Source organism: Phreatobacter sp., from assembly GCF_030691135.1.
GTDB lineage: Bacteria > Pseudomonadota > Alphaproteobacteria > Rhizobiales > Phreatobacteraceae > Phreatobacter.
Map to the genome: position 1 here is coordinate 1 of NZ_JAUYFA010000106.1, position 21,775 is coordinate 21,775.

Annotated in this window: 20 protein-coding genes and 1 tRNA gene; 10 read left to right on the plus strand and 11 right to left on the minus strand. The window is 66.4% G+C overall.

Features of this window, described 5'->3' with window-relative positions; genetic code table 11:
- From Q8O26_RS19115 to Q8O26_RS19130, 4 genes are all read left to right on the plus strand, one after another.
- Positions 1 to 1,308, plus strand: a 1,308-nt coding sequence (locus tag Q8O26_RS19115) for a murein transglycosylase A (RefSeq protein ID WP_305578526.1), incomplete at its 5' end; no start/stop codon positions are given.
- Positions 1,305 to 1,880 carry a Smr/MutS family protein gene (locus Q8O26_RS19120; RefSeq protein ID WP_305578528.1) on the plus strand — a complete coding sequence of 192 codons (576 nt, stop codon included), beginning with the start codon at positions 1,305 to 1,307 and terminating at the stop codon, positions 1,878 to 1,880. The genes Q8O26_RS19115 and Q8O26_RS19120, both read left to right, overlap by 4 nt.
- Positions 1,881 to 1,991: 111 nt before the next feature.
- On the plus strand, positions 1,992 to 2,546 hold the full coding sequence (locus Q8O26_RS19125; protein ID WP_305578530.1) for a hypothetical protein: 555 nt from the start codon (positions 1,992 to 1,994) through the stop codon (positions 2,544 to 2,546).
- Between the two features lie 192 nt (positions 2,547 to 2,738).
- A complete protein-coding gene (locus Q8O26_RS19130; protein WP_305578532.1) occupies positions 2,739 to 3,389 on the plus strand; it encodes a ribonuclease T2 in 651 nt (216 codons plus the stop codon).
- A 679-nt stretch (positions 3,390 to 4,068) separates the two neighbouring features.
- Here Q8O26_RS19130 and Q8O26_RS19135 read toward each other — a convergent pair.
- A complete protein-coding gene (locus Q8O26_RS19135; RefSeq protein WP_305578534.1) occupies positions 4,069 to 6,459 on the minus strand; it encodes a transketolase in 2,391 nt (796 codons plus the stop codon).
- A 130-nt stretch (positions 6,460 to 6,589) separates the two neighbouring features.
- Here Q8O26_RS19135 and Q8O26_RS19140 point away from each other — a divergent pair, with 130 nt between their 5' ends.
- From Q8O26_RS19140 to Q8O26_RS19150, 3 genes are all read left to right on the plus strand, one after another.
- The gene (locus tag Q8O26_RS19140; RefSeq protein WP_305578536.1) at positions 6,590 to 7,054 is read left to right on the plus strand and encodes an Lrp/AsnC family transcriptional regulator; all 465 of its coding nucleotides are present in this window, start codon (positions 6,590 to 6,592) and stop codon (positions 7,052 to 7,054) included.
- A 90-nt stretch (positions 7,055 to 7,144) separates the two neighbouring features.
- Positions 7,145 to 9,004 (plus strand): extracellular solute-binding protein, encoded by a 1,860-nt coding sequence (locus Q8O26_RS19145; RefSeq protein ID WP_305578538.1) that lies wholly within the window; start codon positions 7,145 to 7,147, stop codon positions 9,002 to 9,004.
- 150 nt (positions 9,005 to 9,154) lie between these two features.
- The gene (locus Q8O26_RS19150; RefSeq protein WP_305578540.1) at positions 9,155 to 9,508 is read left to right on the plus strand and encodes a cytochrome c; all 354 of its coding nucleotides are present in this window, start codon (positions 9,155 to 9,157) and stop codon (positions 9,506 to 9,508) included.
- A 34-nt stretch (positions 9,509 to 9,542) separates the two neighbouring features.
- On the opposite strand, the gene Q8O26_RS19155 is transcribed toward Q8O26_RS19150, so the two are convergent.
- Positions 9,543 to 9,617: transfer RNA gene (locus tag Q8O26_RS19155), tRNA-Thr, on the minus strand.
- A 178-nt stretch (positions 9,618 to 9,795) separates the two neighbouring features.
- On the opposite strand from Q8O26_RS19155, the gene Q8O26_RS19160 reads away from it, so the two are divergent.
- A complete protein-coding gene (locus tag Q8O26_RS19160; RefSeq protein WP_305578542.1) occupies positions 9,796 to 9,966 on the plus strand; it encodes a hypothetical protein in 171 nt (56 codons plus the stop codon).
- A gap of 156 nt (positions 9,967 to 10,122) precedes the next feature.
- The gene (murA, locus tag Q8O26_RS19165; RefSeq protein WP_305578544.1) at positions 10,123 to 11,415 is read left to right on the plus strand and encodes a UDP-N-acetylglucosamine 1-carboxyvinyltransferase; all 1,293 of its coding nucleotides are present in this window, start codon (positions 10,123 to 10,125) and stop codon (positions 11,413 to 11,415) included.
- Positions 11,416 to 11,504: 89 nt separating this feature from the next.
- Here murA and Q8O26_RS19170 read toward each other — a convergent pair whose 3' ends face one another.
- Positions 11,505 to 11,798, minus strand: coding sequence for a hypothetical protein (locus Q8O26_RS19170; RefSeq protein ID WP_305578546.1), 294 nt, complete (start codon positions 11,796 to 11,798; stop codon positions 11,505 to 11,507).
- Between the two features lie 189 nt (positions 11,799 to 11,987).
- Here Q8O26_RS19170 and Q8O26_RS19175 point away from each other — a divergent pair, with 189 nt between their 5' ends.
- The gene (locus Q8O26_RS19175) at positions 11,988 to 12,194 is read left to right on the plus strand and encodes a hypothetical protein (protein WP_305578548.1); all 207 of its coding nucleotides are present in this window, start codon (positions 11,988 to 11,990) and stop codon (positions 12,192 to 12,194) included.
- A gap of 13 nt (positions 12,195 to 12,207) precedes the next feature.
- Here Q8O26_RS19175 and Q8O26_RS19180 read toward each other — a convergent pair whose 3' ends face one another.
- The 8 genes from Q8O26_RS19180 to Q8O26_RS19215 all read right to left on the minus strand — a co-directional run bounded on the left by Q8O26_RS19180 (position 12,208) and on the right by Q8O26_RS19215 (position 21,746).
- Positions 12,208 to 12,672, minus strand: a complete 465-nt coding sequence (locus tag Q8O26_RS19180) for a hypothetical protein (protein ID WP_305578550.1) — start codon at positions 12,670 to 12,672, stop codon at positions 12,208 to 12,210.
- Between the two features lie 495 nt (positions 12,673 to 13,167).
- The gene (locus Q8O26_RS19185; RefSeq protein WP_305578552.1) at positions 13,168 to 14,625 is read right to left on the minus strand and encodes a class I SAM-dependent DNA methyltransferase; all 1,458 of its coding nucleotides are present in this window, start codon (positions 14,623 to 14,625) and stop codon (positions 13,168 to 13,170) included.
- Complete coding sequence (locus tag Q8O26_RS19190; protein ID WP_305578554.1) at positions 14,622 to 16,145, minus strand: restriction endonuclease subunit S; 1,524 nt, start codon at positions 16,143 to 16,145, stop codon at positions 14,622 to 14,624. The genes Q8O26_RS19185 and Q8O26_RS19190 overlap by 4 nt, the downstream gene beginning before the upstream one ends.
- Complete coding sequence (locus tag Q8O26_RS19195) at positions 16,145 to 18,883, minus strand: DEAD/DEAH box helicase family protein (RefSeq protein ID WP_305578556.1); 2,739 nt, start codon at positions 18,881 to 18,883, stop codon at positions 16,145 to 16,147. Before Q8O26_RS19195 ends, Q8O26_RS19190 begins: the two co-directional genes overlap by 1 nt.
- Positions 18,884 to 18,992: 109 nt before the next feature.
- Positions 18,993 to 20,102 (minus strand): tyrosine recombinase XerC, encoded by a 1,110-nt coding sequence (xerC, locus tag Q8O26_RS19200; protein WP_305578558.1) that lies wholly within the window; start codon positions 20,100 to 20,102, stop codon positions 18,993 to 18,995.
- Positions 20,103 to 20,144: 42 nt separating this feature from the next.
- Positions 20,145 to 20,582, minus strand: a complete 438-nt coding sequence (locus Q8O26_RS19205) for a helix-turn-helix domain-containing protein (protein ID WP_305578560.1) — start codon at positions 20,580 to 20,582, stop codon at positions 20,145 to 20,147.
- Between the two features lies 1 nt (position 20,583).
- The gene (locus tag Q8O26_RS19210; protein WP_305578562.1) at positions 20,584 to 20,781 is read right to left on the minus strand and encodes an AlpA family transcriptional regulator; all 198 of its coding nucleotides are present in this window, start codon (positions 20,779 to 20,781) and stop codon (positions 20,584 to 20,586) included.
- A 92-nt stretch (positions 20,782 to 20,873) separates the two neighbouring features.
- Entirely contained in the window at positions 20,874 to 21,746 is an 873-nt protein-coding gene (locus Q8O26_RS19215; protein ID WP_305578564.1) for a hypothetical protein, read from the minus strand.
- Positions 21,747 to 21,775: the final 29 nt, after the last annotated feature.

Sequence of the window (21,775 nt, forward strand, 5' to 3'; positions counted from 1 at the left end):
GCTGCCGAAAGTCCGGCCGCCGAGCCCGCCGCTGCGGAGGTCGCGCCCGCCGGCCCGGACGCGCCGGCGATCGCGTCCGAGGGCACGCCGCCCGCCGATCTCGCCGAGGGCGCCTTCACTGCCCCGCCGCCTCATCCCTCCGGCTTTCCCTTCGTCTTTCCCGACACCTGGAGCGCGCCGGTCGCCTTCGCGTCGCTCCCCGGCTGGGCCGAGGACCGCCAGGACCTGACGCTCGCTGCCTTCCGCCGGTCCTGCCGGCCGATCCTGGCGGCGCGGGCGGCGCCGCGGGCGGCGCCCCACATCTGGCGCGCCCTGCGCGACATCTGCCCGCGGGCGCTCGCCATCGCCGATCCCGTCCCGGTGGAAGCGGCCCGCGCCTTCTTCGAGGCCGAGTTCCGCCCCGTCCGCTTCGCCCGCTTCGGCGACAGGTTCGAGGAAGACGGCTTCCTCACCGGCTATTACGAGCCGGAAGTACTGGCCTCGCGGGAGCGGACCGAGGTCTTTTCGGCGCCCTTCATGACAAGACCCGACGACCTGACCTCGGCCCGCGGCCGCACGGCGGGCTTCGACGCGCGCTCCGGTGCCGGCCGCTGGGTCGACGGGCGTTTCCTGCCCTATTTCGACCGCAGCGAGATCGAGCGGGGTGCCCTCGACGGCCGCGGCCTCGAGATTGCCTGGGCCCGCGACCAGACCGACGTCATGTTCACGCAGATCCAGGGCTCGGCCCGGCTGCGCTTTCCCGACGGCAGCACCCTGCGCATCGGCTATGCCGCCCATAACGGCCACCGCTACGTGCCTGTCGGCCGCGTCATGATCGAGCGGGGCCTCGCCACCCGCGAGCAGATGTCGATGGACTTCATCCGCACCTGGATGGCGGAGAACCCGGACGCCGCCCGCGACGTGCGCTGGCAGAACCGCTCCTATGTGTTCTTCCGGGTCAAGAGCGAGCTTGCCGCCGAGGACGGCCCGATCGGCGCCCAGGGCGTGCCGGTGTCCGACTGGCGCACCATCGCCGTCGACCGCAACGTGCACGCCTACGGCACCCCGGTCTTCATCAGCGCCCTGCTGCCGACCGGCCATGCCGAAACCGGCGAGCCGTTCCGCCGCCTCATGGTGATGCAGGACACCGGGTCGGCCATCGTCGGCCCGGCCCGCGGCGACCTCTATCTCGGCACCGGCGTCGAGGCGGGGTCGACGGCGGGGCGCATCCGCCACCGTGCCGACTGGTTCGTGCTGCTGCCGAAGGCCCTGGCGCCCGAGGCCGCCGCCGTGCCGCTGCCCGCGCCGCGGCCGCAGGTGACGCCGTGAGCCGCCGCCCGCGACACCTGTCGGCCGAGGATCGCCGGCTCTGGACCCATGTGGCGGCGAGCGTGAAGCCGCTCGATGCCGCCCGCGCCCTCGCCCTGCCGCAGGAGCCGGAACCGGCCCCCGCGCCGCCGCCGGAGAAGCCCGCCCGCAGCCCTGCCGCGCAGCGCTCCATCGTGCCGGTGGTGCCGCCACCGCCGCCGCTGGCAGCGCTGGAGAAGGGCCTGAAGCGCAAGCTCACGCGCGGCCGCCGCGACGCCGATGCGCGCATCGACCTGCACGGCATGACCCAGGATGCCGCCCATCGCCGGCTGATGGCCTTCCTGCGCCAGTCGCAGGCGGCCGGCCACGGCCTCGTCATCGTCATCACCGGCAAGGGCGCGCCGAAGCGGCTGCGCGAAATCGACGAGGAGGCGTTCCGCCCTGATCCTTACGCGAGCCGCGGCGTGCTGCGCCGGGTGGTGCCGCAATGGCTGGCCCTGCCGGAAATGCGGGCGCTGGTGATCGGCTTCGAGGAGGCCGCCGCCGGCCATGGCGGCGCCGGCGCGCTCTATGTGCGCATCCGTCGCCCCTGAGGGCACCGTCCGTGCCGATTTCGCGGAGGTTGTGGCACGGGCGCTCTTGACCGGCGGCCGCGCCGGATGGATCGTCCCGCACGACCTCAAGCCGATCCGGAAGAGCAGCCCATGCGGACCCGCCTTTTCGCCCTCGCCCTCGCCGTCCTCTGCGGCGCCCCGGTCGCGCAGGCCCAAACCGTCATCGCCCATGACGGCGGGCCGCGCGGGCTCGCCGGCTCGACCTATACGACGGGACGGGTGCCGGGCACCGCCTATCCCGGTGCGGTGGAGCAGGACCTGCGGCTGCGCGGACCGGTCGGCGTCGCCCTGTTCCGCGACCCGCGCTTCCAGAACAGGCTGCTGCCCTGCGACGAGCCGCTGGCGCTGGAGCGTATCCAGGAGACCTTCGCGGAGAAGGAGGCCCGTTTCTGGAACTCCTCCCTCGGCATCCGCGGCTTCGACCGGGTGCGGCTGGTGGCCAGCAATCCGCACGGCCAGAACCTGATTCCGCGCCGCTACTGCACGGCGCGCGCCCATCTCTCCGACGGCCGCGTCCGTACCGTCAGCTATTCCATCCTCGAGGACCAGAGCATCATCGGCCTCACCTGGGGTGTCGAATGGTGCGTCCATGGGCTCGATCGCGGCCGCAGCTTCGATCCGGCCTGCCGCATGGCGCGGCGCTGATCCGGACAAATACCAGTCCCTCGATTAGTTCTTGCTTTGTTCCGGAGCCCTCGGCTTAGTTGATCGACCGAGAGGGGGAGGGTGTCCATGATGGCCCGCATGTCCGCAGGTTCTGGTATCGCAGGTTCTGGTCTTACAGGCTCGGGTCTTGCAGGCTCTTGCCTCGCATGGTGTCGGGCCGTCACCGCCGCCATGCTCCTCGCCGTCCTTTCGGCGGCTCCGCCCGCCATGGCGCAGGCCCGGCCCGGCGCAGCGCCCGGCGAATTCGACTTCTACGTCCTCGCCCTGTCCTGGTCGCCGTCCTTCTGCGAGGCAACGAGCGAGCGCACGTCGCGCTCCATGCAATGCGCCGGCGACAGGCCCTTCCATTTCGTCGTCCACGGCCTCTGGCCGCAGTTCCATCGCGGCTTCCCGGAATATTGCCAGGTGCCGGCGCCCGTCCTGGAGAACCGCACCGTTTCCGCGATGCTCGACATCATGCCGGCGCCGGGTCTGGTGCGGCACCAGTGGACCAAGCACGGCACCTGTTCCGGCGCACGTTCGCCAGGGGCCTATTTCGAGCAGGTCCGGCAGGCCCGCGCCAAGGTGCGCATCCCGACCGAATACGAGGGCATCGCCGAGACGCGCATGGTCACGCCGGACGAGGTCGAGGACGCCTTCGTGCGCGTCAATCCCGGCCTCACCCGCGAGATGATCGCGGTGCAATGCGACCAGCGCCGGCTGCGTGAGGTGCGCATCTGCCTCGGCCGCGACATGAACTTCACTGCCTGCCAGGAGGTCGACCGCAGGGCCTGCCGCCGCGACCAGCTGGTGATGCCCCCGGTGCGGCCGGGCCGCAGCTGACCACGGCGGGCCCTGCGGTCTTAACCTTCGGGCCGCAGCGGGAACGAACCGCGTCCGAATCGGGTCGGGGTGGATGTTCATATCCTGTCCACGGAGTTCACAGGGCGTTTCTGGGGGTTCCGGATGGAGGCGCCACTGGGCGGAAGCCGTGCGAGCGCGGCGTTCGTGACCTGCTCGTGTCGAAACGGGGCATCGGGATTGCCTCGGTCGGCGAGGTCGGGCTGCAAACATCGCGGCGGCTTCCCACGATGACCCTTAACCTTCGGACCGCAGCGGGAACGGACCGCGTCCGAATCGGGTCGGCGCCGATGTTCGCCTCCTGTCCGCGGAGTTCGCGGGGCGTTTCAGGGGGATCCGGATGGAAGCAACACGGGGCTGAAGCGGCGCGAGGGCGACGTTCGTGACCGGCCCGTGCCGAAACGGGGCATCGGGATGGCCTCGGTCGGGGAGGTCGGGCTGCAACATCGCGGCGGCTTCCCACGGTGACCCTTAACCTTCGGTCTGCAGCGCGAACGAACCGCGTCCGAATCGGGTCCCTCGCCGGGTTGCCCGTCTGTCCTTGCGAAAAACGGCACGGCGCGAGGCGTGCCGTGCCCTCCGTCGGGGACCGGTTCGCCATCCGGTCTCGCGGGCCGGCCGGCGCCGTTAACCCGGCTGCCCCGAAGCGGGACGCCGCGCCTCAGGCCAGCGCCGAGAGGTAGCGGACGGGGCGCTTGCCGAGGATCGCCTGCGCCGCATGCAGGATGGCGTTGGTGTCGATGCCGTGGTGGCGGTAGAGGTCGCCGACCGTGCCGGTCTGGCCGAAATGTTCGACGCCGAGCGACTTGACCCGGTGGCCATGGACAGCGCCGAGCCAGGCGAGCGTCGCCGGATGGCCGTCGACGACGGTGACCAGGCCACAATCGCGTGTGAGGCCGCCGAGGAGGCGTTCCACATGGCTGGTGGCGTCGTGACGGCCACGCTGGCGCGCCCGCTCGGCCGCGGTCCAGCCGGCATTGAGCCGGTCCGCCGAGGTGACCGCGAGCACGCCGACATCGCGGTGGCTCTCGGCCAGCAGGCCGGCGGCGGCAATGGCCTCCGGGGCGGTCGCGCCCATATAGGCGATGACCACGCCGGCATTGGCCCCCGGGCGGCGCAGCCAGTAGCCGCCATTGATGATGTCGGCGGACAGGCCTTCATCCATGACCCGCTGCGGCTGGTCGATGCTGCGCGTCGACAGCCGGAGATAGACCGAGCCGCCGGTCTCGTCGCGCAGCCAGGTCTCCTCGTCCGGGTCACCCTCGCCGTCGCGCTGCATGTAGTCGAAGCCGAAGCGCATGATGGTGGCGAGCTCGTCGACGAAGGCCGGCTCGAAGGCCGCCAGCCCGTCCTGCGCCATGCCGATCAGCGGCGTGCCGATCGATTGGTGGGCGCCGCCCTCCGGCGCCAGCGTGACGCCCGACGGCGTCGCCACCAGCATGAAGCGGGCGTCCTGGTAGCAGGCATAGTTCAGCGCATCGAGGCCGCGCTGGATGAAGGGATCGTAGAGCGTGCCCACCGGCAGGAGCCGCTCGCCGTGGATGGAATGGGTCAGGCCGAGCGCCGACAGCAGGATGAAGAGGTTCATCTCGGCGATGCCGAGCTCGATATGCTGGCCCTGCGGGGAGAAGTCCCAGGTGAAGGTGGAGGGAATGCGCTCCTGCTTGAACGTGTCCGCCAGGCTCTCGCGGGCGAAGAGGCCGCGCCGGTTGACGAAGGCGCCGAGATTGGTCGAGACCGTGACATCGGGCGAGCAGGTGACGATGCGCTCGGCGAAGGCCTCCTTGCCGCGGGCGATCTCGTTGAGGATCAGGCCGAAGCCCTGCTGGGTCGCCATGACCGGCTGCATCGGCACCGCCAGCCGCTCCGGGATCGGCAGTTTCGCCCCCTCATAGCGCCGCCGCCCCTTCGCCGAGAAGGGCACCGCCGCGAGGAACCGCTGCAGCGCCTCCGCCGGCAGGCCGAGCCCCTCGAACCGGTCCCATTCATGGCCGGGCCGCACCTGCATCAGGCCGCGGAAGGCATCCATCTGTGCCGGTGTCATCAGGCCGGCATGGTTGTCCTTGTGGCCCTGGAAGGGCAGGCCGAAGCCCTTGATCGTATAGGCGATGAAGCAGACGGGGCGATCGTGGTCGATGCCCTCGAAAGCCTCCAGCAGCGAGGGCATGTCGTGGCCGGCGAGATTGGTCATCAGCCGCGCCAGTTCGCCGTCGGAGCGCCGGCCGATCAGGGCGGAGACCATGCCCTGGTCGCCGATGTCGTCCTCCAGCCGCTTCCGCCAGGCCGCACCGCCCTGGTAGCAGAGCGCCGCATAGAGCTGGTTCGGGCAGCTGTCGATCCAGCGCCTGAGCGCCTCGCCGCCGGGCTCGGCGAAGGCGGCTTCCAGGAGCTTGCCATATTTGAGGATCACCACGTCCCAGCCGAAATTGCGGAACATCGCCTCGAAGCGCTCCCACAGCCCCTCGCGCACCACGGCATCGAGGCTCTGGCGGTTGTAGTCCACCACCCACCAGGTGTTGCGCAGACCGTGCTTCCAGCCCTCGATAAGCGCCTCGTAGATGTTGCCCTCATCCATCTCGGCATCGCCGATGAGGGCGACCATGCGGCCCTCGGGCCGGTCGAGGCCCCAGCCATGGGCGCGCACATAGTCCTGGGCGAGCGACGAGAACAGCGTCTGCGCCACGCCGAGGCCGACCGAGCCGGTGGAGAAATCGACGTCGTCGATGTCCTTGGTGCGCGAGGGATAGCTCTGCGCCCCCTTGAAGCCGCGGAAGTTCTCCAGCTTCTCGCGGGTCTGCTGGCCGAGGAGATACTGGATCGCGTGGAAGTTCGGGCTCGCATGCGGCTTCACCGCCACCCGGTCCTCCGGCCGCAGCACGGCGAAATAGAGCGCCGTCATGATCGTCGCCAGCGAGGCCGACGAGGCCTGATGCCCGCCGACCTTCAGCCCGTCGGGGCTGTCGCGCAGGTGGTTGGCATTGTGGATCGTCCAGGAGGCGAGCCAGAGGATCTTCTGTTCCAGCGCGGCGAGGGCGGCGAGACGGTCGGTCATGGTCGGGCTCCCGAAGAGGGCGCCATCATGCCGAAACACCCTGGCAGGCTTCTGCCAAAAGCCCGCCGACAAAGACGACACAATTGGCGTAATCTGCTAATCTTCAGTCCGCTCGTGGCAGGAACCGCTCATGATCAAGCTCGACGCGATCGACCGGCGCATCCTCGCGGAACTGCAGCGCGACGGTCGCATGACCAACCAGGCCCTGGCCGAAAAGGTCGGCCTGTCGCCGACCCCCTGCCTCAGGCGCGTGCGCCGGCTGGAGGAGGCCGGCATCATCGGCGGCTATGTCGCCGTCGTCGACCAGAAGGCGGTGGACCTGCCGGTCAGTGTCTTCATCTCGATCAAGCTGGAACGCCAGCGCGAGGAGGACCTCGACCGCTTCGCCGAGGCGGTGGCGCGCTGGCCGGAGGTGATGGAATGCTACCTGATGACCGGCCAGCGCGACTATCTCATGCGCGTCGTCTGCGCCGACCTGCCGGCCTATGAGCGCTTCCTCAAGGCCAGGCTGACGCGCCTCGACGGCATCGCCTCCATCGAATCCTCCTTCGCCCTCGCCCAGGTCAAACACACGAACGTGTTGCCGCTGGCCTGAGGCGGTGACCGGCGGAGCGGGACGCGGGCTTTGACAGGCGGCGCCGAGCCTCTACCCTTCCCAGCCAGTTCGATCGCGAGGATCCCCGCCATGCCGCGCCTCTCCCGCCGCACCGTCCTGACCCTCGCCGCCGCCGGTGCCGGCGCCGGCCTGCTCGGCCCCCGCGCGCTGGCCCAGGCCGCGTCCGAGAGCCACGGCATCTCCTATTTCGGCGACCTGAAATACCCGGCGGACTTCGCCCGCTTCGACTATGTCAACCCGGACGCGCCGAAGGGCGGCACCTTCATCCACACCGCCTCGACCTGGTCCTTCAACCAGAACCCGACCACCTTCAACACCATGAACACGCTGGTGCTGCGCGGCGACGCGCCGCCCGGCCTCGACGACATCTTCGCCACCCTCATGGCCGGCGGCGGCGACGAGCCCGATTCGATGTATGGGCTCGCGGCTGAAAAGGTCGCCATCTCCGCCGACGGGCTGACCTACCGCTTCACCCTGCGCGCCGGCGCCACCTTCCACGACGGCACGCCGATCACGGCGGAGGACGTCGCCTGGTCGATCCTGACGCTGAAGGAGAAGGGCCACCCCCTCCTGCGCGTCGTGCTGCGCGACGTCGCCGGTGCCGGCGCCGAAAGCGCCGGGGTCGTGGCGGTGACCTTCGCGAAGGGCCGTTCGCGCTCGCTGCCGCTGACGATCGCCGGCCTGCCGATCCTGTCGAAAGCCTGGTATGCCAACCGCGACTTCGAGGCCTCGACGATGGACGTGCCGCTGGGCTCGGCCGCCTACAAGGTCGGCCGTTTCGAAGCCGGCCGCTTCATCGAATACGAGCGCGTCAGGAACTGGTGGGGCGAGAAACTGCCGGTCTCGGTCGGCCAGAACAATTTCGACGTCGTCCGCCTCGAATTCTTCCGCGACCGCGACGTCGCCTTCGAGGCCTTCAAGAGCCGCACCTACACGTTCCGCGAGGAGTTCACCTCGCGCGCCTGGGCGACGCAATATGATTTCCCCGCCGCCAGGGACGGCCGCGTGGTCCGCCGCGAGGTGCCCGACGACACGCCGTCCGGCGCCCAGGGCTGGTTCATCAACACGCGCCGCGATAAATTCGCTCATCCGAAGCTGCGCGAGGCGCTCGGCCTCGCCTTCGACTTCGAATGGACGAACAAGAACGTCATGTTCGACAGCTACAGGCGCACCCATTCCTTCTTCCAGAACTCGCCGATGATGGCGGTCGGCAAGCCCTCGGCCGAGGAACTCGCGATCCTCGAGCCCTTCCGCGGCAAGACGCCCGACGAGGTCTTCGGCGACCCCTATGTGCCGCCGGTCTCCAACGCCTCCGGCCAGGACCGCAACCTGCTGCGGAGCGCCACGCAATTGCTGCGCGAGGCGGGCTTCACCCTGAGGGACAACCGCCTGCATGACGCCGCCGGCAGGCCCATGACCGTCGAGTTCCTCGACTTCGATAACTCGCTCGAGCGCCACACCCAACCCTTCGTCGCCAATCTCAGGCGCCTCGGCATCGCGGCCACCATCCGCCGGGTCGATTCGGCGCAGTACCAGTCGCGCCTCAAGGACTACGACTTCGACCTCACGATCCGCCGCTACTCGCTGTCACTGACCCCTGGCGAATCGCTGCGCACCTTCTTCGGTTCGGAAAGCGGCAGGCAGCCGGGCTCGCAGAACCTCGCGGGCATCGCCGATCCCGTCATCGATGCGCTGATCGCCAGGATCCTGGTGGTCAACACCCGCGCCGAACTGACGACGCTGTGCCTTTGCCTCGACCGCGTGCTGCGTTCGGGGCGCTACTGGGTGCCCAACTGGTACAAGGCCTCCCACTGGATCGCCTACTGGGATCAGTTCGGCCATCCCGAGAGAAAGCCGAAATACAGCCGCGGCGTGCCCTCGACCTGGTGGTTCGACCCGGCCAAGGCGGCCAGACTCGAACGGACGTGATGGAACGCGCCCGCCTCTCCGGGCCGGCGCTTGATCGAGAACAAGGCCCGGTCCTGTTCATTCGGCGTCAATGGGGGGTGAAGGCTCGGGAATCTGCTGGCGCATCCTGCGCAGCGGCCCGCGCCGCACCGGAACGCCGGAGGCGCCGCCATGTCGAGCACGAGCCGATCCCATGCCGGCCGCCCCCTGGCCCTCGCCGCCGGCCTCGCCGCCTGTCTGGCGGTTCTCCCGGCGCCTGCCGCGGCCGCCAATGTCCAGCGCGGCCAGACGCTGGCCCGCACCTATTGCGCCACCTGCCACGCCATCGACCGCACCTCCCCGAGCCCGCTGACCATCGCCCCGCCCTTTCGCGACCTCCACCGCAGTTATGCGGTGGAGAACCTCTCCGAGGCGCTGGCCGAGGGCATCATGACCGGCCACCCCTCGATGCCGCAGTTCCGTTTCGACCCCGACCAGATCGAGGACTTCATCGGCTTCCTGAAAAGCCTCGAGCCGCGGCGGTGAGGGAGCGAGTCTGCGAGTTGTTCGGCTGGGAAAATGGTGCTGCGAGAGAGGATTGAACTCTCGACCTCTCCCTTACCAAGGTAGTGCTCTACCACTGAGCAACCGCAGCGAGGGCACCATGGGCGCGGAAAGAATGCGCGGTGCGAACGGGACGCTTCCCTGCCACAGGGTGCGGCGCGATGCAAGGGCGGGGCAGCGTTTTGGTGGCCGGCGGCGACGGGCGCGTTGCGCGCCGGAGCACGGCGCGGCATCGTCGCGGCGCGGATGCGGGCGGACAGGGAGCGGCCATGGCCGGGGATGCGGACGAGGCGGGACGGCCGCAGACGGAGGCGTCCGGGGCCGCCCCGAAGCCCAGGGAAACCCGTGCCGAACGCCTCGCCGCCCAGCTCAAGGCCAATCTGAAGCGCCGCAGGGAGCAGGCCCGCGGCCGCGCGGCGAACGGGGACGACGCCAGCTGAACGGCCGGGCGAAATTCCGCCGCGCCGGCTTCCTTGTTTCGCCTCCTTTGGTCGGCTAGACGATGGCCCGGTCCGGGCGGCATGGTTTTGCAACATCGCCGGGCGATTCGACGGCGGCCGCCCGACAGGGCCCGCCCTCGCTCCGAGGAGTTCCGCATGGACCGCATCCGCATCACGGGTGGACGCCCGCTTCACGGCACCATCCCGATCTCCGGCGCCAAGAACGCGGCCCTGCCGCTGATGATCGCCTCGCTGCTGACCGAGGACGAGCTGACGCTGACCAATGTGCCACGCCTCTCGGACGTGACGAACCTCGCGCGCATCCTCGGCAACCAGGGCGTCGACGTCACCATCGCCGGCAAGCGCAGCGGCGACGAGGTGCTGACCGGCCAGACCGTGCGCCTCAACGCCCGCTCCATCGTCGACACCACGGCGCCCTATGAGCTTGTCTCGACCATGCGCGCCAGCTTCTGGGTCATCGCGCCGCTGCTCGCCCGCATGGGCCGCGCCAAGGTCTCGCTGCCCGGCGGCTGTGCCATCGGCACCCGGCCCGTCGACCTCCTTCTGATGGCGCTGGAGCGCCTCGGCGCCCGGATCGACATCGATGCCGGCTATGCCGTGGTCTCCGCCGACAAGGGCCTGAAGGGCGCCGAGATCGATTTTCCCAAGGTCACGGTCGGCGGCACCCATGTGGCGCTGATGGCGGCCTCCCTCGCCGAGGGCACGACCGTCATCCACAATGCGGCGCGCGAGCCGGAGATCGTCGATCTCGCGGATTGCCTGGTGAAGATGGGCGCACGCATCAAGGGCCACGGCACCGCCACGATCGAGATCACCGGCGTGCCGCGCCTCAAGGGCACCCACCATGCGGTGGTGGCGGACCGGATCGAGACCGGCACCTATGCCATGTGCGTCGCCATGGTCGGCGGCGACGTGCTGCTGGAGGGCGCCCGGCCGGAATTGCTGCAGGCCGCCCTCGACGTGCTGGTGGATGCCGGCGCCGAGATCTCCTCGACCAACGAGGGGATCCGCGTGAAGCGCAACGGCCACGGCCTGGCGCCGGTCAACGTCACCACCGATCCCTATCCGGGCTTCCCGACCGATCTGCAGGCCCAGTTGATGGGCCTGATGACCCGGGCCAGGGGCACGTCGCACATCACCGAGACGATCTTCGAGAACCGCTTCATGCATGTGCAGGAGCTCGCCCGCCTTGGTGCCCGCATTCATCTCGACGGCCAGACGGCGACCATCGAGGGCGTCGAGACGCTGAAGGGCGCGCCGGTCATGGCGACCGACCTGCGCGCCTCGGTGTCGCTGGTGATCGCCGCCCTCGCGGCGCAGGGCGAGACGACGGTGAACCGCGTCTATCACCTCGACCGCGGCTTCGAGCGGCTGGAGACCAAGCTCGCCGCCGTCGGCGCCGATATCGAGCGCATCTCCGGCGGCTGACCGGACAGGCGCTGCCGACGCGGCACCCCGACGAAAAAGGCGCCCCTCGCGGGAGCGCCTTCTTCATATCGACAGGACGCCGGCTGACGTCAGTTGCAGCGACGCTCGCGGCGGATCACGATCGTGCCGTTCGGGCGCTGGGTGCGCACCGTCACGTCGCGGCAGCGCTCGCGGCCGCGGCCGAAACCCTCCGAGCGCCGCTCGCGGATGATGACCCGGTCCTCGCCACGGTCACGCCGGTAGCCGCGCCGGTCGTCACGGCGATCGTCGCCGGACCGCACGGAAATGCCCCCCTCGCCGGCGCGGATGCGCAGGTCCTGTGCGAAAGACGGGGCGGAGAAGAAGAGGACGGCGGCAAGTGCGCCGAGGGCGATTGATTTCATGGGATCCTCGTGGGGCAGGGTCGTCTGGACCTGGGCAACCGATGGATCCCGTGAAAGTTCCCGCGCCCGTGATGTAAAACCGGCGCAGCCGGCGTCGGGGGCGGTGAAATGATCCTTTCTTCGTAGCGGCAAAACCCGGTTCGGCTTATTTATCGCCGGGGCGCGTGCCCTGCGAACGGAAATCGGTCGATGAAATCGAACAAGCTGAAACTCGCGCGTGCGGGCTATTTCCTGATCGTGGTCGCCATCGTTCTTTTCGGCGCTCTGGCATATATCGCGCCGCAGTCGACCGATCCGGTCGAAGTGCTGCGCCTTGCCGGCGGATTTTCCGGCACGCTCGCCGGCCTCGGCATCGTGCTTGTCATTGTGGACCGCCTGCGCCGCCGCCACGGCTGAATGCACGAGCGGCTCAGCGGTGCATGCCGCCCCTTCTGCGGACCAGGACGAGAGCGGCGAGCACGACCGCCAGGACAACCCCGGCGAAAGCAGGCGCATAGGGAATCCAGACAGGAGCCGCAGCCGGGTTGTTCCACCGGTCTGTGTAGGTCAGGTCGATCCAGGCCCTGGTGCCGCCATAGCCGGCAAGGAAGCCGAACGAACCGGCGAGAAGGGCAAACAGAATGGCCGCGCCAGTCGCCCCTTGCCCGTCTTCCGGCTGCGCCCCGGCCCCCGCGCGCCGTAAGCTGCTTGCTGCGAAATAAAGCCCGGTGGCTATTCCGGCGCCTGGGGCCAGAATGAACAGCGTGAACAGCGCCGTCGCCGTTCCCGGCTGCACCGACATGACGCTCCACAGCATGAAAGCCCCCGTCAGCATGGCCACGGTGACGATGACCGTCACAGCGGCAAAGACCGCGATGAAACGTAATGACCGCATGATCACCGACCCTGCCCGGATGCTGCGAAGCGCCGAGTACGGCTACGGAATACCGGCCTCTGCAAGCAGTTTCTGTATTGCCGGCCGTCCCGACGGAAATGGCGGGACAGGCCCCGAGGGGGAGTGACTTCTGCTTCCCGTCATACCAGCCGACCGCCAGTTCCCGCGTTCACGCCCGGACACCAACACATCGACCAAAAGAGATTTTGGATGCCGACGCACCGTGCCGGATAACGCCGGAGCTCCAGACAACAAAAAAGCCCGGCGAACCGGGCTTTTCTGCGGGTTTCTGGACGATCTCGGATCGTCTGAAACTTGAAATTGGTGCCAGAAGAGGCGTCGCATCTAGTCACTATGTCATTGGAAAATCATGATAAAAAATCTCATTGTTTTGAAAGAACCAACAAAAAGACCAACAATTCCCGCCGCTGTCGACTTCTTCGGGCCTGTCTCATCAGGTGCGCCATGACGCGCGCACCTAAGTAATGGTACTTATCATATTTCCGCCGATTGGCCGAGAGCCAAGCCCACACCGCGGAAGCGCTCCAGCGCTGTTTCCAGGCTCTCGACGATTTCGGCTGCGACCTCGTCCGGTGGAGGCAGCAGATCGGGGTCGTCGAGCGAGGCATCCTTCAACCAGAAGATATCGAGATTGACCTTGTCGCGCGCGAGCAGCGTCGCAAGCGGGTAGCGCCTGAACTTCTCGCTCTCCACCCGCTCAAAGCGGCGGCCGGAGCGGTAGAGAGTGACGAACTCGTCAAGGTCGGCCCGAACCATCGGCCGCTCTTTGAGCGTGAAACGCTGGTTGGTCCGCAGATCGTAGATCCAGAGGTCCTTGGTCGCGGCCTCGTCGGAAGGCGGCTTCTTGTCAAAGAACAGCACGTTCGCTTTCACGCCCTGCTTGTAGAAGATGCCGGTCGGCAGGCGCAGCAGCGTATGGAAGTCGAAATTCTTCAAGAGTCGCCGCCGGATCGTCTCGCCCGCGCCGCCCTCGAAGAGCACATTGTCGGGCAGCACCACCGCCGCTTCGCCGTTCGGTGCCAGCACGGTCATGATGTGTTGTAGGAAGTTCAGCTGCTTGTTCGATGTGGTGACGAAGAAGTCCTGCCGGTCGTAGTCCTCGCGCTCGCTGTCGATCTCGCCGTCGTCGCGGACGATCCGATAGCTCTGCTTCTTGCCAAAAGGCGGGTTGGTGAGGATCACCTCATAGCTCTTGCCGCCCGCGCCGAGCAGCGCATCCTTCGCCTCGACGATCGAGTCGACTCCGGTGATGCCGTGCAGATAGAGGTTCATGGCGGCGAGCCGCACAACATCCGGCACGATGTCGACGCCTGAGAACTTGCCCTTCAGCGCAGAATAAACCGCGCGGTCGCGAGCCTTCGGGTGCTGCTTCATGTGCTCCCAGGCGGCGAGCAGAAAGCCCGCCGTGCCGCAGGCAGGGTCGTGCACGCTCTGGTGCGGCTCGGGATCGACCACCTGAACCATGGCTTCGATCAACGGGCGCGGCGTGAAGTATTGCCCTGCGCCGGATTTCACGTCTTCGGCGTTGCGGGCGAGGAGGCCCTCGTAGATGTCGCCCTTCACATCAACCGGCAGGCCGAGCCAGGTCTCGCTGTCGATTAGACCGACAAGGCGCTTGAGCTTCGCCGGGTCCTGGATCTCATTCTGCGCCTTGAGGAAGATCGCGCCGATGATGCCGCCCTGTTTCGAGAGCGTATCGAGCAGCTTGACGTATCTGGCGTTCAGCGCCTCGCCCGACAGGTCCTTGATGTCACCCCAGCGCGAGCCGTCCGGCAGCATCGAGGCTTCGCCAATCTGAGTGACGCGCTCCTCGTCCATCTTGAGGAACAGGAGATAGGAAATTTGGCTGATGTAGGAGAGATAAGAAACACCTTGATCGTTCAGGACGTGCGCATAGTTCCAGACCTTGGAGACGAGGGTTTGCGCGTTCATGGGGCGGACTTTCTCGCCCGCCCGCGCCGGGCGCGGGTGGGGGTGGAAGGGGTGGCATTGAGCCGCGCGAGTATGGCGCTAGCAGGTTCGTCGCCGGGGTCTTGGGGCACGAGGCGGCCTTCGAAGGCGGCTTTCAGGATGGATTGCTTCAGCCGCGCACCGTCGGCGGTTTCCTCGTCCAGTATTGTCAGCGTGTCGGTGCTCGCGGCGAGCGCCTCGGAGACGCGGCGGAGGATTTCGCCGGCTTCGGCGGGTGGTGGGATGGGCAGAGATATCTGTGAGATATCTTCCTGAGAAATCTTCAGTATCCCGGCGGTCGTTTTTGCAAGACGGCGAATTTGGCTCCGTCCAAGTGGACTGTTCCAAGCCATTTCCATCCAACGACCGATCTGCTCGTCTCGCCCGAGCGGATAGCGGATGATCGTATCTGGGAACACGACGGTCTCGGCGATGTCGCTCACATAGACGGCGCGACCGACAAATTCGGCAGAACCATTAGCCCGGGAAATCAGAAGGTCACCAGCGTTGACCCGGTAGTCTGCAACTCGCTCTTCGGGTAGCGGGATGTATCGGATCGCATCAAGGTTGATGCCGTGAGCTGTCAAAGCATCGAGCCGCATAGCCTTGGTGCCAGGCGGTGACGACGATCCGGCAATGGATATTCCATTACGTTGATCGCTGATTTTGACGTGATCAACAGTCCCCCACTTCCAGCCCTCCGGCAGAACCGGCAGGGCGGAGGTGTCGAGCGGTGCGGCATCAGCGGCGCGTTTGCCTCGGCCTTTGGTCTGCCCCTTTGCGGTGCGGTCTGCCTTGATGCGGGCGAGGAGGTCGTGACCGGTTTCGGTGACCGGGTTGTTCTCGCGCCAGTCCTTCGTCAGTTCGCCGGTGACGGCGGCTTTGAGCAGCGCGCGGCGGAAGGTGTCGAGCCCCTTGCGCGCCGCCTCAAGCGCCGCCTCGCCCTCGGCGATCTCGGCAAACAACGCATCCACCCGCGCCACGATCCGCCGCTGTTCGGCGAGCGGCGCGAGGGGGATGAATTGAGCCTTGATATCGGAGTCCACAACTGCCGGTGGGCTGTTTCCACGCTGTAGCGGGATCATCCATTCGATGAAACGCTGGGACCGAACGAAATAGTTCAGATAGCGAGCATCGATCGCCTCACTTGGCCGCAGAACGCAAAATGCGGTCGAGGCAACCGGAGAGGTCAGCCCTTCGCCGACCAAAGCAATGTTCTTGAGATAGACGCGGACGCACGAGAAGATCGTATCGCCAGTCGTCACGAGCTGCCGAGCCCTGGAAGGAGCGGCATCGCCGGTGATCGACTGAGGGTTGACGATCTTGCAGTTTTCAATGGCGCCAAGGTCAACGTAGTGGAAGGCGCTCTTGCCGAAATCTCTCTTCGGGTCCGTGGTCGTGACCCGTTCCAGAGTCTCAATTAGCAACTTCCACGCCCACCCCTCCGGCAATTCCCACGGCCCGTCGCTTTCCCACTCCACGCTCTCCGCAACCTCATCCATCACGCCACCAGCACATCAGCGAGTTCGTCGAGCAAAGCCGGTAGCCGCGTGCCGAACAGGCCGCGCGCCTTGACGCTGCCGCCGCGCGCGGCGAATTCCGGCGCTTCCATCAGATCCTCGGGCCTGATCTCGATATTGACGGCGAGGTGATCGCGGATCGCCACCAGCCACGACCGCTGCTCTTCGGTGTAGCTGCGCCCGGCCTTCTCCTCGCGGCCAAGCCAGAGGTTGAACCGCCCGGCGACCAACGCCGGCAAGGGCTCCAGCGCTTCGGCTTCACCCAATGCATAGCGCACCAGCATGACGATATCGGCCAGCGTGCCCGCCGGGTTGCCGCGCACCTTGTCGGACGCGATGCGCTTGTAGGCCCGCCAGATGTCGATGGGCTCCAGGAGCCAGGGCGGCCGCTTAAGCGCCTCCTTCAGATCGTCCACCGCCTCGTAGGTCAGCCGCCGTTGCGTATAGGGCAGCCGGTAGAGGATTTGCAGCGCGGTGAGTTCATCGCGCCGCTCTTCCAGAAAACGCGTGAAGCGCGCCACCGTATCTGTCGCCTTCGCCTCGTCCCAGCCGGAAGAGACCACGGCGTCGATGGAGATGGTGTCGATGCGGATATCGGCAGCGGACTTCACTTCCTTGAGCAGACGGCGCAGGGCCGGATCATCGAAGATTTCCGCCGCCTTGTCTTTTACTGCATCGCGGGCCTTGCGCTGCTCCGGCTCCGGCGCATCCTTCGGCGCCCGCGTCGCCAACACGTCGGGGTCGATGGCGTCGAGCAGGCGAGCGGCCAGCCCCGCGAGGTCAACGCCGCCTGTGGCCTTGGTGATGGCGGCGCGATCCTTGTCGCCGATGCGCCGATCCAGCGCCGCCAACCGTGCGGCGAGCGTGGCGAAGGCGTCGTCATCGCGCCGCCCCGCCGCGATCTCATCGATCAGCTTGTCGAACCCGATGACCCGGTCGCGCTCCAGGGGCTGCGAGACGGTCTTGAGGCTTTCCGAAACGCCCACGGCGTCGATCAGCACGAAGCGGGTTTTCGCCTCGGCGTCTGGCGTCACTTCGCGCAGCTTTTCTGGGCTGATGGTGCGCGCGCCGCGGCCCTTCATCTGCTCGAAATAGAGTTCCGACTTCACATCGCGCAGGAAGATCAGCACCTCGATGGGCTTCACATCCGTTCCCGTGGCGATCATGTCCACGGTGACGGCGATGCGCGGGTTGTAGTCGTTGCGGAACGAGCGGATGAGCTGTTCGGGGTCCGCGCCATCGGTGCGGTAGGTGATCTTCTTGGCGAAATCATTGCCCTTGCCGAACACCTCGCGCACGGCGCCAACGATCTCCTCGGCGTGGTGATCGTCCTTCGCGAAGATGAGCGTCTTTGGCACTTCCCGACGGCCGGGGAAAAGTTCGGTGAACAGCGTGTCGCGGTAGGTTTCGAGCACCGTGCGGATCTGGTTCGGCACCAGCACGGAGCGGTCGATCTGTTCCGGCGTGTAGCAGAAATCCTCGGCCAAAGTCTCGTAGCGCTCGGTGCGTGTGCGCTTGTCGCGTACCGGCAGGTCATAGCCCGCCTTCACGGTAGCGCCGCGCTCGCCGATCTCGGTGCGGATGCGGAACACCTCGAAGCCGACATTGACGCCATCGACCACCGAGCGCTCGTAAGGATATTGCGCCACGAGGTTCTTGCCGAAAAAGCCGAGCGTGTGCAGCGAGGGCGTGGCGGTGAGGCCGACCGTGAAGGCGTCGAAATAGTCTAGCACCTGCCGCCATGTGCCGTAGATCGAGCGATGGCATTCATCTGTGATGACGAGATCGAAGCTCTCGATCGGGATCGAGGGGTTGTAGGAAACCAGCCGCTCGGTGTAGGCGCTCGCCGCCTCAAAGCTTGAGGCTTCTTCATCCTCCTCCGCCAGGTCCTTGCCCGACAGCACGGAAAAGACCCGCTGGATGGTGGCGACGACGATCTGCGCATCCTTGTCGATGCCGCCCCGCCCAAGCTTCTGGACGTTGTAAATTTCCGAGAAGGAACGACCTGTGCCGGGCGGACGATAGGCGAGAAACTCGTCACGCGTCTGGCGCACGAGATTGGCGCGGTCGGCGAGCAACAGGATGCGCTTGAAACCGGCATGGGCGAGCAGCCGATAACTCAGCGTGCAGGCCGTGAAGGTCTTGCCCGCGCCGGTCGCCATCTGCACCAGCGCGCGCGGACGGTTCGCCGCCATCGAGCGTTCGAGCGCGGCGACGGCATCGATCTGGCAGGCGCGCAGGCCGTCCGTGACGACCGCAGGCATGGAATGCAGCCGCGCCCGCAAGGTGGCCGGCTCCTTGAGCCAGAGGTCCAACGTCTCCGGCCGGTGGAAGGCAAAGACCCGGCGCGACACGGGATCGGGGTCGGCATGATCGCGGAACAGCAATTCGGCGCTTGAGGCGACATATTCGAAGCGGACCTGACCATCTTCGCGGACAAGGTGCTTCGGCACATCGGCAATATAGCGCGCGGCCTGCTCGGAGAAGCCCGACAGCGTGGTGCCCGCGGGCTTGGCCTCGATCACGCCGCAGAGCCTGCGGCCGACGAACAGGCCATAGTCCACCGGCCCCGATGCGGTCGGGAATTCGCGCACCGCGACACCGAGCCCCGCGCCGAGGTTCATCTCGCCCCTGGACTGGATCAGCCACCCGCACGCGGTAAGTTGCCGGTCGATGATCGACCGGGCCTTGTCCTCGGGGTGGAAGGTAAAATCTACCATGCTTCTTTGTCAGTGTTCGCAGTTCGGCAATAAAGCAGTGCTTAGGGGATTTCGCCAACTCTTATATTCGACCAAGGGGGCGTCTTTAAAGGACGCCCTGGATAACCGATCAGTTCGTCTTTGAACGCAGATGGTCGAGCACCCACTTCACAGTCGCATCGTCCGGCAGGACATGCTGCCCAGCGCTTGTCGAGGGGGAAAAACCCATTTCATTGAGAATTTCGCTCTGTCGATGGTGCGACACCTCGCCGTAGCTCGTGAACGTCGTCAGCACATTGTCATGGCCGAGGTTCTGGCTCCAAGCCTTGAACGCTTCAGGCGTCTTGCACATGCGCTCACCAAGGACCGCCAGGGTCTTACGGAACGAATGCGGATTGAAGTATGGGAGGCCGGCCGTCTCGAACGCGTTGCGAAAGACGCGACGGATCGCGTCGGCGTTCTTCCAGTGGCGGCGGGCGAGACCGACCGGAGCAAACTGCCGGTCGCTGTCCAGCCCGATCTCGGTGGCCGGGAACAGCGGATCATCCGGACCAAAGAGCTTCGTGGTCGTCAGATAGCTGTGCCACGACGTCACGATGGCTTCGATGTCGTCTCCGACCGGGAAGAACGACGAAGAGATGGTCTTGCGGTTCTTGGTCCGCACGGTGCGGGCATCCTGGAACACTCGACGCTTGGCGACGTCGACGTGACGGATCGACAGTGAGGCCAATGCGTCGTCCCTGACGCCCGAGAGGATGGCGAAGGCGATCAAGGCGCGGTCACGCTTCTCCATGTCGGTATGGTCCGGCATGCTTCCGAGGACGTGGCGGATCTGCTCGACCGTGGGAGCCGTCTGCTCGCGCTTGGCCGTGGCAATGCGGCTGTCATTCGCAGACGGGTTGAAATAGTCGGCGTCCGAATAGGCGATCTTGGACTTGTAGCCGCTCTGACCCGCGAGCCAGTGGATGAACGCCTTCACCGCCATCAGGCGGGAATGGATGGTCGCCTTCGCCAGCGGCTTGCCGGTATCCGGATGGACCTGTTCGTCAAGCTGGCGCTTGAAGCGGCGCGCCTGTTCGATATGGAAATGGGCAAAATCCTTGTAGCCGTTGCACGCCTCGAACTGGGCGATGGCGGCGGCGGCCTGATCGGCGCTCTTCGACGAGAGCCGCTTCGCCTCCTCCAGATATGCGAGGTACTGGCGCTTGATCCGCTCATTCTTGGGGTGGTGCTTGCGCATGGTATCGGCCTCCTCAGCCAAGTGATCATTCAGACAGGGGCGCTAGCTCTCGCCTATGTGTTCGTCTGCCTGCATGATCGTGACCGTGAACTCAGCCTTCAGGCCCTCCAGGGCGGCGTGGGAGACCCGCTTGTGCATGACCGTGGTGCACGTCTCACAGAGGGCCTGAAGGTTGCCTCCGGACTTTCCCATGGGGCGATACTCGAAAGCGCCGAACGCCGGTGGGCGGGGGCAGCGGCATGAGAAGCAAAAACACTCGTGCGTCGCACACGTCTGCTTCTTGGGCTTGCTCCGCTTGAAAAACGCCACCAGCTCGCTGCCGAGGATCAGCATCGGCTTCTGGTCCTTGATCACGGGAAGTCCGTCTGCAATCCAGCGCCGGACGGTGATCTTGGAAACGCCAACGGCGCGCGAGACCTCATCCACCGTGTAATTGCGGTGGATGCTCACGGAGCCGGGCCGGTAGCCGCGGCGCGCCATGTCAGAACGAGCCCTTGGCGATCAGCGCGTTGATGTCTTCGGAGCGCCATGCCGTGATGCGGGTGCCAAGCTTGATCGGCTTGGGGAAACGACCGTCCTTCACGCCAGCCCACCACGTGGACTTGCTGACAGGGATCGGCCCGCGAGGGGCGATGATGGAAGAGAGCCGGAGAAGGCCCTGCGTCGGGTTGTGCGACATGGTGCTGCCTCGTGCGATCGAATGTGAGGCAGCTCTAGGAAGGTCGAATTGGCAGGAGGCCGAATTCGGTTAGGCCCTAACCGAACTCGGGTTCAGGCGTCGCTCTGGTTCCAGTCGGAAGGCAGAAGGCCTTTGGCCTCTTCGAGATATTTTCGGACGGTGTCCTCGTCCAATGTCAGTCCGAGGCGATGCAGGTCGCCGGCGATGTCTTTGGCCACCGGGCTTCTCGACGCAGTTGGAGCATAGCCGTACCCCCCAATGGCCATCCCCAGGATGAGCTTCAAGACGCTAGTCCGCTCCCTTGTTAAGAGGCTGCGGTTTGCAGACGCCTGCTCGGTGATGACGGCCTTCAACTGCGCCTTAGACGTATCCAGCTCGGCCTGGACGCGCTCAAGTTCGATTGCTTTTTGATCATGGGCCTTTTTCCAATCGACCACCGGCTGCGTATGCAGATCAACCGAAGCTTGAAGGCTCGCCGGGATGGCGATCTGCTTTTGTTTGGCCCACAGCAAGATTGCCGATGGGCTGCGTCCGGAGGTGAATTCGCCCGCCGCCAAAGCTCGAAAAGCGAGGTCGCGAAGTCGTTGGAATGCGTTACCGATTTCGGACGGGCGCGGCTCCGCTCTGATGGCCTTCCGATTTAGGAGTTTCGGGTTTCGCTCCAAGAGGAGGGCTGCGGCTTCTTCATCCGACCAGTAGGGCATCTTGCTCCAATGGTCGCAAACTGACGCATCCGCGAACATGTCGGGCCTGTTGAAGCGGTGACTAGCCTCGGCTGCTCGCTGACGTGCCTGTCGGAGCATGGCCTCGGCAACGGCTCGCTCGGCGGGCGGGCGAGAGGCAAGCCGCCTGACGGCATCGGCGGCATCGCGCAACGAGTTCTGCGGGTCTTCTTCCATGTCCCATTGTGAGTAGCTGGCCCACGAGCGATCAAGTGACCTGTTCGCGTCAGTGGCGTTCTTCACAGCCGAGATCCGTTCAGAGCGGATCTCGC

What these genes read in the sequence shown, in the direction of transcription:
- Q8O26_RS19190 (WP_305578554.1), bottom strand. Translation starts at nt 16,145, where the DNA reads ATGGATGAGGTTGCGGAGAGCGTGGAGTGGGAAAGCGACGGGCCGTGG.
- Q8O26_RS19210 (WP_305578562.1), bottom strand. Translation starts at nt 20,781, where the DNA reads ATGTCGCACAACCCGACGCAGGGCCTTCTCCGGCTCTCTTCCATCATC.
- Q8O26_RS19160 (WP_305578542.1), top strand. Translation starts at nt 9,796, where the DNA reads ATGGCCGGGGATGCGGACGAGGCGGGACGGCCGCAGACGGAGGCGTCC.
- Q8O26_RS19185 (WP_305578552.1), bottom strand. Translation starts at nt 14,625, where the DNA reads ATGAACGCGCAAACCCTCGTCTCCAAGGTCTGGAACTATGCGCACGTC.
- Q8O26_RS19205 (WP_305578560.1), bottom strand. Translation starts at nt 20,582, where the DNA reads ATGGCGCGCCGCGGCTACCGGCCCGGCTCCGTGAGCATCCACCGCAAT.
- xerC (WP_305578558.1), bottom strand. Translation starts at nt 20,102, where the DNA reads ATGCGCAAGCACCACCCCAAGAATGAGCGGATCAAGCGCCAGTACCTC.
- Q8O26_RS19150 (WP_305578540.1), top strand. Translation starts at nt 9,155, where the DNA reads ATGTCGAGCACGAGCCGATCCCATGCCGGCCGCCCCCTGGCCCTCGCC.
- Q8O26_RS19135 (WP_305578534.1), bottom strand. Translation starts at nt 6,459, where the DNA reads ATGACCGACCGTCTCGCCGCCCTCGCCGCGCTGGAACAGAAGATCCTC.
- Q8O26_RS19145 (WP_305578538.1), top strand. Translation starts at nt 7,145, where the DNA reads ATGCCGCGCCTCTCCCGCCGCACCGTCCTGACCCTCGCCGCCGCCGGT.
- Q8O26_RS19130 (WP_305578532.1), top strand. Translation starts at nt 2,739, where the DNA reads ATGCTCCTCGCCGTCCTTTCGGCGGCTCCGCCCGCCATGGCGCAGGCC.
- Q8O26_RS19140 (WP_305578536.1), top strand. Translation starts at nt 6,590, where the DNA reads ATGATCAAGCTCGACGCGATCGACCGGCGCATCCTCGCGGAACTGCAG.
- murA (WP_305578544.1), top strand. Translation starts at nt 10,123, where the DNA reads ATGGACCGCATCCGCATCACGGGTGGACGCCCGCTTCACGGCACCATC.
- Q8O26_RS19195 (WP_305578556.1), bottom strand. Translation starts at nt 18,883, where the DNA reads ATGGTAGATTTTACCTTCCACCCCGAGGACAAGGCCCGGTCGATCATC.
- Q8O26_RS19125 (WP_305578530.1), top strand. Translation starts at nt 1,992, where the DNA reads ATGCGGACCCGCCTTTTCGCCCTCGCCCTCGCCGTCCTCTGCGGCGCC.
- Q8O26_RS19170 (WP_305578546.1), bottom strand. Translation starts at nt 11,798, where the DNA reads ATGAAATCAATCGCCCTCGGCGCACTTGCCGCCGTCCTCTTCTTCTCC.
- Q8O26_RS19180 (WP_305578550.1), bottom strand. Translation starts at nt 12,672, where the DNA reads ATGCGGTCATTACGTTTCATCGCGGTCTTTGCCGCTGTGACGGTCATC.
- Q8O26_RS19175 (WP_305578548.1), top strand. Translation starts at nt 11,988, where the DNA reads ATGAAATCGAACAAGCTGAAACTCGCGCGTGCGGGCTATTTCCTGATC.